This is a genomic window from Amycolatopsis sp. WAC 04197, from assembly GCF_003947475.1.
GTDB lineage: Bacteria > Actinomycetota > Actinomycetes > Mycobacteriales > Pseudonocardiaceae > Amycolatopsis > Amycolatopsis japonica.
The window spans coordinates 162,254-175,621 of sequence record NZ_QHJK01000002.1 but is presented as its reverse complement, the minus strand read 5'-3'; the positions used below and the strand labels follow the sequence as shown (position 1 = coordinate 175,621).

The window sequence follows — 13,368 nt, the reverse complement described above, 5'->3', positions numbered from 1 at the left end:
ACATGAACTGGATCGTCTTCGACTACGGCGACGTCATCAGCGAGCACACCGACGCGCTGCCGACCCTGGCCAAGGCCTTCGATCTCGATGTCGCCGACTTCGAGCCGCACTACTGGGCCGAGCGGGTCCAGTACGACTCCGGCGGTTCGGACCTCGAGTACTGGCAGAACGTCGGCCGCGCGCTGAACGTCCCTGTCGACAAGGCGTTCGCCGACGAGCTGACCCGCATCGACGTCGAGGGCTGGACGCACCTCGAACCGGACGTCCTCGAACTGCTGGAAGGGCTGCACGAGGCCGGCGCGGCGCTCGCGCTGCTCTCGAACGCGTCGTCCACCTTCGGCCGCTGGGTGCGCGAGCAGGAGTGGGCGAAGCTGTTCCGCGTGAAGCTCTTCTCCGGTGACCTCGGCTGCATGAAGCCCGACGCGAAGATCTATCGGATCCTGCTCGCCGAACTCGGCGCCGAACCGGGCGACTGCCTGTTCTTCGACGATCGTCAGTCCAATGTGGACGGTGCACGGGCGGTGGGGATGAAGGCCGAACGGTGGGTCGGCGTGACAACAGTGAAATCCGGCTTCGGCTCTTCGGAGGAATAATTCACCCTCACCGCTCATCCGCTTACGCGCGGTGAAGCGGATGACCTACGCTGAACGCGTCCAAACCGAGTTACCCCGGTAGGTGCCCATGTCAGCGGACCAGCGCCCGTTCGTGCCCGTCGATTTCGACCGGCCGAGCATCGCGAGGGTCTTCGACGCGCTGATGGGCGGCCAGGACAACTACGAGGCGGACAGGGTGGCGCTGCGCCAGATCCTGGAAATCTCGCCGGACGCGCAGGCGATGGCCAAGGAGGTCCGGCACTGGCTGGTGCGGACCGTGCGCTACCTGACCGACCGGGAAGGCATCGACCAGTTCCTCGACCTCGGGTCCGGTTTCCCGAGCATGGACAACACGCATCAGGTCGCGCAGCGGTACAACCCCGAGGCCCAGGTCGTCTACGTCGACCGGGATCCGGTGGTGCAGGCGCACGGCCGCGCGCTGCTCGCGGCGAACGACTTCGCGCATATGGTGGCCGCGGATCTGACCGAACCGGCCGAGGTGGTCGAGGAACTCGCCCGCACCCACCGGCTGGACTTCGACCGGCCTGTCGGGCTGGTCCTGTGCGCGATCGTCCACCACCTCCAGGACTTCGACGAGGCGCGGAAGATCGTCCGCGCCTACGTCGACGCGCTGGCCCCTGGCTCGTTCGTCGCACTGCTGCACCAGCACAACCCCGCCGACGGCTCCGAAGCCGCCGACGTCGCGACGGCACTCGAGAAGCGCTTCAACGGCACGGGGCTGGACACGCTCTACCGCACGCGTGATGAGATCGAGTCGTTCTTCGAGGGACTCGATCTCATGGAGCCCGGGCTGACGTACCCGCACCTGTGGTGGCCGGACGGCCCGCGCTTCACCCCGCTTTCGCCCGTGAACTTCACGTCGCTCGGCGGGGTGGCGCGTAAGCCTTAGCGGCGGAGCTGCTTCGGGGTCCCCTTGCCCTTGATGGCGCCGTACGCGGCCGTGCCGAGGAAGACCGCGCCGCCGATGACGGCGATCCAAAAGACGGCCTTCACGAGGAAACCGAGCACGGATCCGAGCACCATGAAGGCCACCCAAGCCAGGATCAGCCCGCCGACGATCTTCCAGAACATGGCATCCTCCGATTGCCTCACCGTGCCCGAGCGGGCCCGGTGAGTCCAGGTTGTCAGGCGAAGCTCGCGAGCGCCTTCATTCCGGCTAACGTTCAGGGTGATTTCCGGGTTCCCCCTGAGCGGTGAGCCACTGGCCCAGCCTGCGGACCCCTTCGTCGATGTCCTCGCGAGAACCCGCGAAGGAGAACCGCACGAACCGGCCGCCGTCGACCGGGTCGAAGTCGATCCCGGGGGCGATCGCGACGCCCGTTTCGGCGAGGAGCCGTTGGCACCAGCTGAGACTGTCGGTCGTGTACGCGGAGACATCGGCGTAGGCGTAGAAGGCGCCTTCAGCCGGCGCGAGCTTGTCGATGCCGATGCCCTTGAGACCGGCGAAGAGCACGTCGCGGTTGACCCGGTAGCGCTCGACGTGACCGTCGGCCTCCGCGTACGCCTCCGGGGTGAACGCGGCGACCGCGGCGTGCTGGGAGACCGCGGGCGGGCAGATGGTGAAGTTGCCGGTCAGGACGTCGATCGCGCGATGCAGCCGCTGCGGCGCGAGCATCCAGCCGAGCCGCCAGCCGGTCATGGCGAAGTACTTGGAGAACGAGCCGAGGACGAGCGCTTCGGTGCCGTACTGCCAGGCGCAATCGAGTCCGGCGCCGTAGGAGATCCCGTGGTAGATCTCGTCGCTGATCAGCTGCACACCGCGTGACGCGCACCAGCCGCTGATCGCCGCCAATTCACCCGGCGGCAGGACCGTGCCGGTCGGATTGCTCGGGCTGGCCACGATGAGTCCCTTGATCGGTCCCAATTCGTCGAGCAGCGCGACGGTCGGCTGGAAGTTCGTGTCCGCCCCGGTGGCGAACTCGACGACCTCGCAACCGAGCACCTTCAGCAGGTTGCGGTAGGCCGGGTAGCCGGGACGCGCCATCGCGACCCGGTCGCCCGCCTCGAAGGCACTGAGGAACGAAAGCAGGAAACCGCCGGAGGAACCGGTCGTCATGATGACGTCCTGCGGGCTGACGTCGACCGGGTACGTGCGGTTGTAGTGCTCCGCGACGGCCTCGCGCAGCTCCGGGATGCCGAGCTGCTCGGTGTAGCCGAGGTTGTGGTCCTTCAGCGCGCGTTGCGCGGCTTCGAGCACCGGCCCCGGCGCCGGGGCGGACGGCTGCCCGGCGAGCAACGGGACCAGGTCACCGTGGCTGCGTTGCCGGGCTTGTGCGGCCGAAAGGACGTCCATGACATGGAACGGCGGGACGTCGGAACGTGCGGCGGGACCGGGGATGAGCATGACGTGAGGCTAAGGCGTGTCCGCCGGGCCGAGGTCGACCGGTCGGGTGAGGGCACGCGCGCTTCGGGCCACAGCTATCGAGGGAAAGAGCAAAGGTGCAACCATTAGCCGATCGTCCACAAAGGACAAATGACCATCCCAAGTGTCCGATATGAGTGTTTTACATTGGGGTCGTGAGTGATATTTGTCGTTCTAACGCTCTTTTTCACTCACGACCCCAGTTCTAAAGCGTGCATATCGGTATCAATCGGACGCAGCATGACACGTTGCCTTGCCCTCGGCTAGCTCGACTTCGCGAGGAGAACCGTGTAGCCGTCGAGGAGCCGTTGCAGGCCGAACTCGAACAGCGTGTCGAGGTCGTAGTCGAACGGAGCGCGCGAGACGACACCGGCGAAGTTCGGGAAACGGCCGCCGGACACCAGATCCCAGAGGATCGGCTCGTGCTCCGCCAGCCAGGCGTCGGCCGTGACCGCCGTTCCGGATTCGGTGTCGGCTTCGGCCTCGAAGTTGAGGGCGATGCCGCGTACGTGGTTGAAGATCGTGATGTGCGCGTACATGATCGTCGACGCCGGGAGGCCGTGACCGTCGAGCGCGCGGGTCGCCCAATCGGCGTGCGTCAGCAGATTCGGCAGCGGCTGCGGGCGGGTGATCGAGAGCGCCTGCGCGAGCCAGGGATGCCGCCGGAACAGCGCCCATTGCGCCCTCGCCATCAGCTCCAGCTGGGCCCGCCAGCCGGATGGCGGCTCGGGCGGGAAGCGGATTTCGCCGAGCGCCATGTCCGCCATCTCGAGGATCAGTTCCTCCTTCGCGGTGACATGGCGATAAAGCGCCATCGTCGCGACGCCGAGCCCGGAGGCGACGCGGCGCATCGAGAGCGCGCGGATGCCCTCGGCGTCGGCGATCCGGATCGCGGCCTTCACCACTCGCTCGCGTGACAGCTCCGCCTCGGTCCTCGGCGCGGCCTTCCGGGTGCGGCTCGCGACGACCGTGCCCGCGCCGGGTTTGGCGACGACCAGGCCGTCCCGTTTGAGCGTGGCGAGCACCTTCGTCGCGGTCGCCATCGCGACGCCCCACTCGGCGATGATCCGGCGGGTCGACGGGACCTTGTCGCCCTCGCGAAGCTCGCCGGACGTGATCCGGCGACGGATCTCGGCGGCGATCCGCAGGTAGGGCGGATCGGTTCTTGCCATAGTGCACCTTACCGCGTTCCAGGCGCCGCACTAGCCGTATCGCACTAGTGCACCGAAGGTTTTCTGCTCGTTCTCCTGGGCTTCGGCCGAGGTGTCCATACGTTGTACGCAGTGCTTCAAAACGCCGTACACAGGGAGTGGACATGCGGAAGGTCCTGATTTCGGGCGCGGGGATCGCCGGCACGACGCTGGCTTACTGGCTGCGCCGGCACGGTTTCGCGCCGACGGTCGTCGAGCGGGCGCCCGCGCCCCGGGTCGGCGGGCACGCGGTCGACATCCGCGGCACGGCGCTCGGCGTCGTCGACCGGATGGGGGTGCTCGAACGCCTCCGGGAGCTGCGGACGGACATGCGCGGGATGTCGTTCGTGAACGGCGAGGGCAAGACCCTCGTGAACGTCACCGACCACACGCTGACCGGTGGACTCACCGACAGCGAGGGCATCGAGATCCTGCGGGACGACCTCACCGACACACTGGCTTCGGTCGCCCAGGAGGGCGTCGAGTACGTCTACGGGGACTGGATCACCGGGATCACGCAGCGCACCGACGGTGTCCGAGTCGCCTTCGCACGCGGAGAGGCTCGGGACTTCGACCTCGTCATCGGCGCGGACGGGCAGCACTCGGCCGTGCGGTCACTGGTTTTCGGTGCGGAGAAAGAGTTTTCGCACCACATGGACACCTATCTCGCGGTGTTCACCGTGCCGAACTTCCTCGATCTGGACCGCTGGCAGACCTTCCACATGACGCCGGGGAAACTGGCCGGTCTGTACAGCGCGCGCAAGAACACGGAGGCGCGGGCGATGCTCGGCTTCCAGTCGCCGGAGCTCGACTTCGACCGGCACGACCTGGAGCAGCAACGAAAACTGATCGCCGACCGGTTCGCCGGTCAAGGCTGGGAAGTGCCGCGGCTGCTTCGCGAAATGGCGTCGAGCGAGCTGTACTTCGATTCCATGACCCAGATCCGGATGGACCGGTTCACCGACGGGCGGGTCGCGCTGGTCGGCGACGCGGGCTATGGACCTTCGCCGCTTTCGGGGCAGGGCACCAGTTTGGCGATCGTCGGGGCCTACGTGCTCGCCGGGTCGCTGGCCGCTTCTCTTGATCACCGCGCCGCTTTTTCTTCCTACGGAAGGGAAATGCGGCCGTTCGTGCTCAAGAACCAAGCACTGGCTGCGATGAACCAGAAGAACCAGACGCGGTTCCGGCAGTGGAAACAGATCCAGTCGATGCGGGTGCTGCCTCATCTGCCGTTCCGGGACCGGCTGATGAAGGCGGCCATGCGACCGCTCACGGAAGCGGCGAACGCCTTGGCACTCAAGGACTACTGACGGCGGGCCCTTGGGGTGTGCCGACCGCCAAGTACGTGAAGGCCCCCTTCACTGCGTCTAGCGCAAGGAAGGGGGCCTTCACGTACATCCGGCGGGCCCGAAACGCTGGCAAGCGAGCCGGTCGATCTCGTCAGTAGCCCTGGTATCCGCCGCCACCGGCCATGGACTTCAGGCCCGGGTGGCCATCGAAACCGCCGTACCGCGAGAACGTGTACCGCACGCCCGCGATGATGTTGTCGACCGGGTTGTAGATGTCGTCGTGCCCGGGCAGCTTGTGCGCGTTGAAGGTCGGGTCGATGCACTGCATCAACCCCTTCGACGGCGTGCCCTTCGCCGCGTTGGAGTCCCAGTTGTTGATGGCGTTGGGGTTGCCGCCGGACTCCTTCTCGATGATCGTCCAGATCTTCTGGATATCCGCCTCGGTCACCGGGATCCCGTTGGCCTGCAGGATCTTGATGGCCTCTTGGATCCACTGCTGGACGTTGCCCGGCGGCGTCGTCGACGGCGGGCCGCCGCTCGGGCCGAGGCCGCCGCCCCCACCACCACCGCCACCGCCGCCTCCTCCACCGCCGCCACCGGCGTGGAGTCCGCCGGTGCGCTTGGGGACGGAGCCGTCCTTGCCGGGCATCGGGACGGTGGAATAGCCGCCCTGGATGTCCTTCTTCATCAGTTCTTGGGACTTCTGGATCATCTGGTTGGCCTGGTCGAGCAGGCCTTTGACCCGGCCGTCCGCGTCCTTGGCGATACCGTTGATGTCGGTCTTGGCCTTCTGGATGATCTCGTCGGCCGAAGGGCTCGGCGCCGGCTTGTGATCCTTCTCGGCCTGCGCCGCGGCCGTGATCGCCGCGTTCTTGTCCTTCTCCGCCTGCGCGTTCCTGGTGTTGACCGCCGCTTCGGCGTCTTCGTAGACGCCCTTCACCTGGGCCTTGATGTTGCCGAGATCGGTGTGGACGCGATCGAGGTCGTCGACGACCTTGCCCAGCTGCTCTTCGACGTTCTTGCCGGCCTTGGTGATCGACTTGACGTACTCGAAGAAGGCCTCCGCGGCGGGCCCGGCCCAGACGCCGCCGTTCAGCGCCTCGGTCGAGGTCGACAACGCCGCGCTGTGGTCGCCCGCGTTGTCGGCGGCCGTCTTGAACTGCCTCGACGCGTTCTGAATGGCGGCGAGGTTGACCTTGCTGATCTGCTCGGCCTTCTGGGTCAGTCCGTCCCAGCCGTCCGGCGTGCCGGCGCCGACACCGTTCAAAGCCACTGCTCAAGCCCCCTTGGTCTTCGGCCCCCAGGCCTGGCGAGTCGTCACAGGTCCCCGTGCACCTTCAGGTTGTCCACGTGGACCGCTTCGGTCTCCTTGATCAGCCCCGCGGCCTTTCGCAGTACGAAGGCCGTGGCCTCCATCAGCTGACCGGCCGAATCGAATTCGTTGTGGACACCCTGTTTGAACTTGCCGACCGCGCCGTGCGCGTCGCCGTGCTCGTCCACTCCACCGAAGGGGCTTTCCTTCTCGTCATCCATCCCGGTGACGCCTTTTTTGGTCTTCTCGAACTCGTCCTTGAGCTTCTCCACCTGACCGGCGGCGATCCCCATGGAATCCGGGTCGTACACAGGCACGGTTCGTCATCCCCTTCACGGAAAAACTTGTGTCCGCCCGATCTGACGCGCGGCAGATCAAGACGGTTCCCGCGCATACTTTAAGACCTCGACAGGGGGCCGTGTGCGTATCCACGCCAACTTCCACCCCGCCGATAATCGGGCGAATCAGAAATCGGCGACTTCCCGGATCCTCGTCGCCAGCAGCTGATTGTCCGCCGGGGTGATGGTCGCCCAATCCCGCCCGTCGCGGTTCCGCGCGACCTGGAACAGATAGCGGCCCGCGTCCGTGTCGTAGAAGGCGACCACGCCGTCCGCGCGCCGGGGACGCCCGTCGCGGCCCGCGCGTTCGGCACCGAACTGGCCGCGCGCCTCCTGGCCCAGCAGCATGCCCGCCACCTCCTGCGCCTGCCAGAGGGGCACGTCCAGATCTTCCAGAGCGGTGACCAGCGCTTTCGCGTCGCCCCGGGCCGCCGCGTCGGCTTGGACGAGGACGTCGTGGGGGATGCTGATCGACTGGCCGACCCCGGGGCCGAGATCACCCGCGACCGAGACGGCGGCTTCGGCCAGCGAGCTTTCGCGGGCCGGGATCAACCACACCTGGCCGGCGTCGATCACGCCGAGCAACGCCTGGTTGCCGACGCTGACCGCCTGCCCCTTGATCTCGCGGTCGGTCCACACCCAGACGTCGATCGCGAGCCGGGGGTGCGCGAACAGGTTCAGCATGTCGACCAGTTCGCCCGACGCCTGGTGACCCCGCGCGAGCCCTCGCGCGCGCAGGGATTCCCAGGCCTCTTCGATCAGTGCCGCCCGCTCCGTATGGGTCGTTCCGGGGCTCGGCACGTCGAGTGCGACATGGCGGCGGGGCAGCCTTTCGGCTTCCCAGAGCATTTCGAACTCGAGTGCGGACAGCACCAGGCTGCCGTTGTCGTTCGGCACAGGTTCAGCGCGCTTCCCGGTTACCGTGGTCACCGATCACGTCGGGCGACACCAGCCGCTCGTCCGTGAACAGATCCTTGTCGTCGACGCCATAACGCCTGATGTGTTCCGCGTCCTCTTCGACGTCCTGGGTGGCCGCGCGCTCCATGAACTTCGACTCGGGCTTCGGCTGCTTCGCGCCGATCTTCTCCGAGCGCCGCATGGCCTCCTCTTCGGGAAGCTCGCCGATCGGCAGCTGACGGGTCGGCTTCACGCCGCCTTCCTGACGGGGACGGCGGTCGCGTTCCTTGTCGCCGCTCAGCGCGCCACCGGCGACACCGGCGCCGAGCGCGGCGGCACCGGCGCCCAGATCCCCCGCGGCCGGACCGGTGACCTTCGGGACGGCGGGGAAGCCGCGACCGGATTCGTTGCCGGGGGCCAACGGCGCCTGCGGTCCGGAGCCGACCGAGCGGCCCTTGCCGAGCGCCTGGTCGCCACCGGCACCACCGCCGACGTTGCCGAAGACACCGGGACCGGAGCTGGAACCGGCGCCTTTGCCGAGCGCGGCGTCGATACCGGGGCCGGTGCCGAAGGACTTGCCGACCGGCTGCGCCGACGTGGTGCTGTTCGGCGGCAGGCTGCCGGTGGACTGGCCCGGCGGGATGTTCGGGTTGGACGGCGCGCCCGGCGGGACGAACGGCGGCGAGGCGGGAGAGCCGGTGACCGGGTACGAAGGCCTGCCCTGTTCGGGCTGCGGGGACGGCCGGTTCGGCGTCACCCAGCCGGAGCCCGGGGCGGGAGCCGGCCGCGAAGTGCCGGCCGGCGTCGTGGAGCCCGCCGACGCGGGAGTGGTCGCACCCGGGGCGGGCGCCGCCGAAGCGGTCTTCCGAGCCGTTCCACCGCCCATGGCGACGCCGTAGGCCGGGGTCGGGGCGTCGTAGGACGGCGCCTTCGGGTGGCTGACCGGCTGCGCGACCGGCGGCACGTACTTCGACTCGACGGCGGCCGACGCGGGCCGCACGCTGCCGTCCGGGGTCAGATCCGTGGCCGTGCCCGCGAGGTCGAGCGGGGCGGACCCGCCGCCCGCGCCGGCGGTCGTCGTGGTCTGGGTCAGGTTCATCGCCTGCGGATCGGCCAGGGTGTCGGTCGTCAGCAGGTTCTCGCCGCTCGTCTTGGCGTAGTCGTTCAACGCCTCCTGCGCCTGCGCCCGCGCGTTGTTCGCGGCGCTGACGGTTTTGGCGTGGTCGGTCTCGAACCCGATGAGGCTCAGCAGGACGTCGCCGACGGTCAGGCCGCCGGCGCCCTTCCGGACCACGTCCGGATCCGGGAGCTTGTGCAGCGTCCGGTTGAAGGCCTCACCCTGGGCGAAGATCATCTCCGCGGAATGCGAGACCTTCGTGTTCGCGTCCTGGGAGAAACCCGCCTGCTCGGTGAACACCTGACCGGCGGCGCCGCCCGCTTCGCTCTGCCATTCCACGCCGAGCTTGCCCAGCTCGTCACGCAGCGTCTTGTCGGTGTCGGCGAGCGCGCCCGCGACGGCCTTCAGCGCGTCGACGGCGATGCCGATGCTGCCGGTGCCGTCGCCGCTGCGGAACTGCTCGATCTCGGTCGCGATCCCGGTGTCGGTGTAGCCGTCGAACCGAAGATCGCGGAGCCTGCCCGCGAGGTCGGAAACGTTCACGCCGCCCTCCCTAATTGCGTGCTTTCAAGGTCTGCAAAGCCAAATCGGCCGCCAGTGCGGATTTCTCGCACAGCTGCGGCATGGTGAACGCGCCGGCGGTGATGGTGACGGCCCGCACCGCCAGCGTCTGTCCTTTCGCGACGCCGACGAGCGTTTCGCAATCACCCGGCGTGCCGGTGTCACGGTGGTTCCTGATGGCGGGGAACCCGTCGACCTGCACCGGTTCCGTCGTCATGCTGTTCTTGCGACGCTTGCCGGTGAACCATTCTTCGACGTCCGCGGTGATCGTGCGGACGTAGTAGCTGTGGAAGGGCTGCTCGGCGTCCGCGTCGAAGACACAGGTCGGGCCGTCGATCGGTTCGGCGGCCGTGCGCGGTTTGCTGTTGATCTTCAGCCGGTCGAGCTGCGGATCGGCGAGCAGGGCACACGGATCGACACCCTGGAGGGGCAACTCGGCGGGCCTGGCGGGCAGCGCGGACGCCTTGGCCCCCTGCGTGGCCGAAGCCAGCGCGGGTTCGTTCGGGAACGGCTGGCCGCCCGTGTCCGTGGTACATCCGGCCAAGGCGAGGGTGAGCACGCCGCCGGACACCAGCACACGGGGCCTACGCCCGGTGAACACCACGGTCCCCGAGTGCGGCCGCCTTGTCCGCATCACTGGTCTTGTACTCCTTGGCCGCCGTGCGGAGCTGGCTGACCAATCCCCGCAGACCGGCCACGTACGCCCGGACCTGCGCGGCGTACGACTGGTCGCCGTCGGCGACCAGCGAGTTCCACACGTCGGTCGCGTGCACGCTCACGGTGTCGTTGGCCGGAGTGTCGATCCGCAGCTGGTCGAGCCGCGTCATGAGCTTGTCCTGCAACGCGTCGACCTGCTCTTCGACGATCTTCGCCACTTCGAGCAGTTTCGACGGATCGACTCTGATGTCGGCCACCGACGGTGGCGTCGGGACCGCCGACGTGAGGTCCTGGACCTTGCCCGATGCTGCCATTCCCCACCCCTTGGACACTGCGCACGGTGACCGTTCGTCCTGCCTGAGGCTACCAACGCGGATGTATCGGCTGCCTAAGCTTTGCCGGAAATACCGGGTTAGACGCACCAAGGACCGGAACGGTTCCGTCCGGAATTCACGAGACCGGGGTGGCGATCTCTCCCTTGGCGGCGAGCAGGGCGATGTCGGTGCGGTGGTGGGAGCCGGCCAAGTGGACCTTCTCGACCGTCGCGTAGGCGTCCTTGCGGGCGGCCTTCAGGTTCTTGCCGGTGCCGACGACCGACAGCACGCGGCCGCCGGAGGAGACCACGGCGCCGTCGTCACGGCGGCGGGTGCCGGCGTGGAGCACGCCTTCGAGCTCGCCGCCGGTGATGACGTCGCCGGTCCTCGGCTTGCCGGGGTAACCGTCCGCGGCGAGCACGACGGTGACCGCCGCACCCGAATCCCACTCCAGCGGCGGCAGTTCGGCGAGTTTGCCGGTCGCCGTCGCGTGCAGGACCTTGCCGAGCGGGCTGCGGAGCAGCGCCAGGACGACCTGGGTCTCCGGGTCGCCGAAGCGGCAGTTGAACTCGATGACCTGCGGGCCTTCGGAAGTCAGCGCGAGACCGGCGTAGAGCAGGCCGGAGAAGGTGGCGCCACGGTTGTCGAGTTCGTCGACCACGGGCTGGACGATCCGGGCGACGACGTCGTCGACCAGGTCCTTCGGCGCCCACGGCAACGGCGCGTACGCCCCCATGCCGCCGGTGTTCGGGCCCGCGTCGCCGTCGCCGACGCGTTTGAAGTCCTGCGCGGGCAGCAGCGGGACGACCGTGCGGCCGTCGACGAAGCAGAAGAGTGAGGCCTCCGGACCGTCGAGGAACGACTCCAGGAGCACCGGGTGGCCGCCGTCGAGCAGCATCAGGGCGTGCTTGCGCGCGACGTCGACGTCCGTGGTGACCACGACGCCCTTGCCCGCGGCGAGACCGTCGTCCTTGACCACCCAGGTGGGGCCGAACCGGCCGAGCGCGGCGTCGAGACGCGCCGGGTTGTCGACGACCTCGCAGTGCGCCGTCGGCACCTTCGCGGCCGCCATGACGTCCTTCGCGAAGGCCTTCGAGCCCTCGATCCTGGCCGCGGACGCGGACGGGCCGAAGCAGGCGATGCCCGCCTTCCGGACCGCGTCGGCGACACCCGCCACCAGCGGGACCTCGGGACCGACCACCACCAGGTCCGCCTGCCACTGCTTCGCGAGGGCGGAGACCGATTCGGGGTCGGCCGCGTCGACACCGAGCTGCTCGGCCACCGAAGAGGTGCCGGCGTTGCCCGGGGCACAGGCCAGTGCGGTGACGGAAGGGTCTTCCGCGACCGCGAGGACGAGTGCATGCTCACGGGCGCCGGACCCGATTACCAGTACGCGCACGACGCACAGGGTAACCGGGCCGGTGAGCTACAGAGACGTCGCCGTCCTCGAGCGGGTGGTTCCATCCGGCGTTCACCCGGCGGTCAGGCCTCCGCCGGTCCGTCTTCGCCGTCCGGACGCCTCCTGCGTCAAGGGTGGCGCGGTACCCCGAGTTCAACCGAAAGAGGTCATCCACCATGCGAAAGCGCCTGGGCGTGCTCGCCCTGTCCGGACTCGCCGTACTCAGTGTCACCGGATTGGCCGGCGCCGCCGAGCCGGGTGCCCGAGATGTGTCGGCGTCCGCCAAGGGCCACGATGGGCCGGTGATCGTCGGACACCGCGGCGCCCCCGGCTACCGCCCGGAGCACACGCTCGCCTCGTATGAGCTCGCCTACCGCCAGGGCGTCGACTGGGTCGACGTCGACCTGGTGCCCACCAAGGACGGCCAGCTCGTCGCCCGGCACGAGAACGAGATCGGCGGGACCACCGACGTCGCGAAGCACCCCGAGTTCGCGGGCCGGAAGACGACGAAGGTCATCGACGGCACGTCGTTCACCGGCTGGTTCACCGAGGACTTCACGCTCGCCGAGCTGAAGACCCTGCGCGCGACCGAGCGGATCCCGCAACTGCGGCCGAACAACAAGATCTACGACGGCCGCTACCAGATCGCCACCTACCAGGAAGTGCTCGACCTGACGCGCCGCCTGGGCCGCGAACTGCGCCGCGAGCTGGGGACGTACCCGGAGATCAAGCACTCGACCTACTTCTCGTCGATCAAGAACCCGACCGAGCCGAAGCTGGTCGAGCTGCTCAAGCGCAACGGGCTCAACCACCCGAAGGCGCCGGTGATCATCCAGTCGTTCGAGGTGTCGAACCTGATCGAGCTCTCGCGCCAGGTGCGGGTGCCGTTGCTGCAGCTGACCTCGGCTTCCGGCGCTCCGGCCGACTTCGTCGCGAAGGGTGACCCGCGGACGTATGCCGACCTCGTGACGCCGGCTGGCCTGAAGGAGATCTCGAAGTACGCGGACTACCTGGGCCCGGAGAAGGCGCAGGTCATCCCGGTGGTGAACGGCGCGCTGGGGCAGCCGACCAAGCTCGTCGCCGACGCGCACCAGGCCGGGCTGAAGGTCGGGCCGTACACGTTCCGCAACGAGAACAACTTCCTCCCGCAGAACCTGCGTTCGTCGGCGAACCTCGCCGAGTACGGCAACGCGTTCGCCGAGCAGGAGGCTTTCCTCAAGGCGGGTGTCGACGGGTACTTCGCCGACCACCCGGACACGGCACTGGAGGCTGTGAAGGCGTTCCGGGGGCGCTGAGCTCTCACGGTCAGGCAGCTGGT

The 13,368-nt window shown here is 68.3% G+C and carries 14 protein-coding genes; 4 read left to right on the top strand and 10 right to left on the bottom strand.

All coding sequences use genetic code 11. The annotated features are described in order from the left end of the window. Positions 1 to 2 precede the first annotated feature (2 nt). Together DMC64_RS07930 and DMC64_RS07925 are read left to right on the top strand one after the other, a co-directional pair. The gene (locus DMC64_RS07930) at positions 3 to 593 is read left to right on the top strand and encodes an HAD family phosphatase (RefSeq protein ID WP_125733056.1); all 591 of its coding nucleotides are present in this window, start codon (positions 3 to 5) and stop codon (positions 591 to 593) included. An 88-nt stretch (positions 594 to 681) separates the two neighbouring features. After that, the gene (locus DMC64_RS07925; protein ID WP_125733055.1) at positions 682 to 1,503 is read left to right on the top strand and encodes an SAM-dependent methyltransferase; all 822 of its coding nucleotides are present in this window, start codon (positions 682 to 684) and stop codon (positions 1,501 to 1,503) included. Here the strand turns inward: DMC64_RS07925 and DMC64_RS07920 are convergent. The 3 genes from DMC64_RS07920 to DMC64_RS07910 all read right to left on the bottom strand — a co-directional run bounded on the left by DMC64_RS07920 (position 1,500) and on the right by DMC64_RS07910 (position 4,148). After that, positions 1,500 to 1,685 (bottom strand): hypothetical protein, encoded by a 186-nt coding sequence (locus DMC64_RS07920; protein WP_007032516.1) that lies wholly within the window; start codon positions 1,683 to 1,685, stop codon positions 1,500 to 1,502. The two genes, DMC64_RS07925 and DMC64_RS07920, sit on opposite strands and share 4 nt — an antisense overlap. An 85-nt stretch (positions 1,686 to 1,770) precedes the next feature. After that, positions 1,771 to 2,958 carry a pyridoxal phosphate-dependent aminotransferase gene (locus DMC64_RS07915; RefSeq protein ID WP_125733054.1) on the bottom strand — a complete coding sequence of 396 codons (1,188 nt, stop codon included), beginning with the start codon at positions 2,956 to 2,958 and terminating at the stop codon, positions 1,771 to 1,773. Between the two features lie 281 nt (positions 2,959 to 3,239). Further along, positions 3,240 to 4,148 carry a TetR/AcrR family transcriptional regulator C-terminal domain-containing protein gene (locus DMC64_RS07910; RefSeq protein ID WP_125733053.1) on the bottom strand — a complete coding sequence of 303 codons (909 nt, stop codon included), beginning with the start codon at positions 4,146 to 4,148 and terminating at the stop codon, positions 3,240 to 3,242. Positions 4,149 to 4,291: 143 nt separating this feature from the next. Here DMC64_RS07910 and DMC64_RS07905 point away from each other — a divergent pair, with 143 nt between their 5' ends. Continuing rightward, complete coding sequence (locus DMC64_RS07905; protein ID WP_125733052.1) at positions 4,292 to 5,476, top strand: FAD-dependent monooxygenase; 1,185 nt, start codon at positions 4,292 to 4,294, stop codon at positions 5,474 to 5,476. A 130-nt stretch (positions 5,477 to 5,606) separates the two neighbouring features. On the opposite strand, the gene DMC64_RS07900 is transcribed toward DMC64_RS07905, so the two are convergent. From DMC64_RS07900 to purD, 7 genes are all read right to left on the bottom strand, one after another. Further along, complete coding sequence (locus DMC64_RS07900) at positions 5,607 to 6,728, bottom strand: transglycosylase SLT domain-containing protein (RefSeq protein ID WP_125733051.1); 1,122 nt, start codon at positions 6,726 to 6,728, stop codon at positions 5,607 to 5,609. A gap of 44 nt (positions 6,729 to 6,772) precedes the next feature. Beyond that, on the bottom strand, positions 6,773 to 7,084 hold the full coding sequence (locus DMC64_RS07895; RefSeq protein ID WP_026467133.1) for a hypothetical protein: 312 nt from the start codon (positions 7,082 to 7,084) through the stop codon (positions 6,773 to 6,775). A gap of 147 nt (positions 7,085 to 7,231) precedes the next feature. After that, positions 7,232 to 8,002 carry an ESX secretion-associated protein EspG gene (locus DMC64_RS07890; protein WP_125733050.1) on the bottom strand — a complete coding sequence of 257 codons (771 nt, stop codon included), beginning with the start codon at positions 8,000 to 8,002 and terminating at the stop codon, positions 7,232 to 7,234. 4 nt (positions 8,003 to 8,006) lie between these two features. After that, positions 8,007 to 9,662, bottom strand: coding sequence for a hypothetical protein (locus DMC64_RS07885; RefSeq protein ID WP_125733049.1), 1,656 nt, complete (start codon positions 9,660 to 9,662; stop codon positions 8,007 to 8,009). Positions 9,663 to 9,672: 10 nt separating this feature from the next. After that, a complete protein-coding gene (locus tag DMC64_RS07880) occupies positions 9,673 to 10,314 on the bottom strand; it encodes a DUF3558 domain-containing protein (RefSeq protein WP_233629601.1) in 642 nt (213 codons plus the stop codon). Then, positions 10,265 to 10,651, bottom strand: coding sequence for a PE domain-containing protein (locus tag DMC64_RS07875; protein WP_037334617.1), 387 nt, complete (start codon positions 10,649 to 10,651; stop codon positions 10,265 to 10,267). Before DMC64_RS07875 ends, DMC64_RS07880 begins: the two co-directional genes overlap by 50 nt. 136 nt (positions 10,652 to 10,787) lie before the next feature. After that, the gene (gene purD / locus DMC64_RS07870) at positions 10,788 to 12,050 is read right to left on the bottom strand and encodes a phosphoribosylamine--glycine ligase (RefSeq protein WP_037334615.1); all 1,263 of its coding nucleotides are present in this window, start codon (positions 12,048 to 12,050) and stop codon (positions 10,788 to 10,790) included. Positions 12,051 to 12,226: 176 nt separating this feature from the next. Between purD and DMC64_RS07865 the strand changes: the two genes are divergently transcribed. Beyond that, positions 12,227 to 13,345 (top strand): glycerophosphodiester phosphodiesterase, encoded by a 1,119-nt coding sequence (locus DMC64_RS07865; RefSeq protein WP_125733048.1) that lies wholly within the window; start codon positions 12,227 to 12,229, stop codon positions 13,343 to 13,345. Positions 13,346 to 13,368 lie beyond the last annotated feature (23 nt).

Coding starts and splice junctions, on each gene's coding strand:
- DMC64_RS07865 (WP_125733048.1), top strand. CDS start 12,227: ATGCGAAAGCGCCTGGGCGTGCTCGCCCTGTCCGGACTCGCCGTACTC.
- DMC64_RS07915 (WP_125733054.1), bottom strand. CDS start 2,958: ATGCTCATCCCCGGTCCCGCCGCACGTTCCGACGTCCCGCCGTTCCAT.
- DMC64_RS07920 (WP_007032516.1), bottom strand. CDS start 1,685: ATGTTCTGGAAGATCGTCGGCGGGCTGATCCTGGCTTGGGTGGCCTTC.
- DMC64_RS07925 (WP_125733055.1), top strand. CDS start 682: ATGTCAGCGGACCAGCGCCCGTTCGTGCCCGTCGATTTCGACCGGCCG.
- DMC64_RS07875 (WP_037334617.1), bottom strand. CDS start 10,651: ATGGCAGCATCGGGCAAGGTCCAGGACCTCACGTCGGCGGTCCCGACG.
- DMC64_RS07910 (WP_125733053.1), bottom strand. CDS start 4,148: ATGGCAAGAACCGATCCGCCCTACCTGCGGATCGCCGCCGAGATCCGT.
- DMC64_RS07930 (WP_125733056.1), top strand. CDS start 3: ATGAACTGGATCGTCTTCGACTACGGCGACGTCATCAGCGAGCACACC.
- DMC64_RS07880 (WP_233629601.1), bottom strand. CDS start 10,314: ATGCGGACAAGGCGGCCGCACTCGGGGACCGTGGTGTTCACCGGGCGT.
- DMC64_RS07905 (WP_125733052.1), top strand. CDS start 4,292: ATGCGGAAGGTCCTGATTTCGGGCGCGGGGATCGCCGGCACGACGCTG.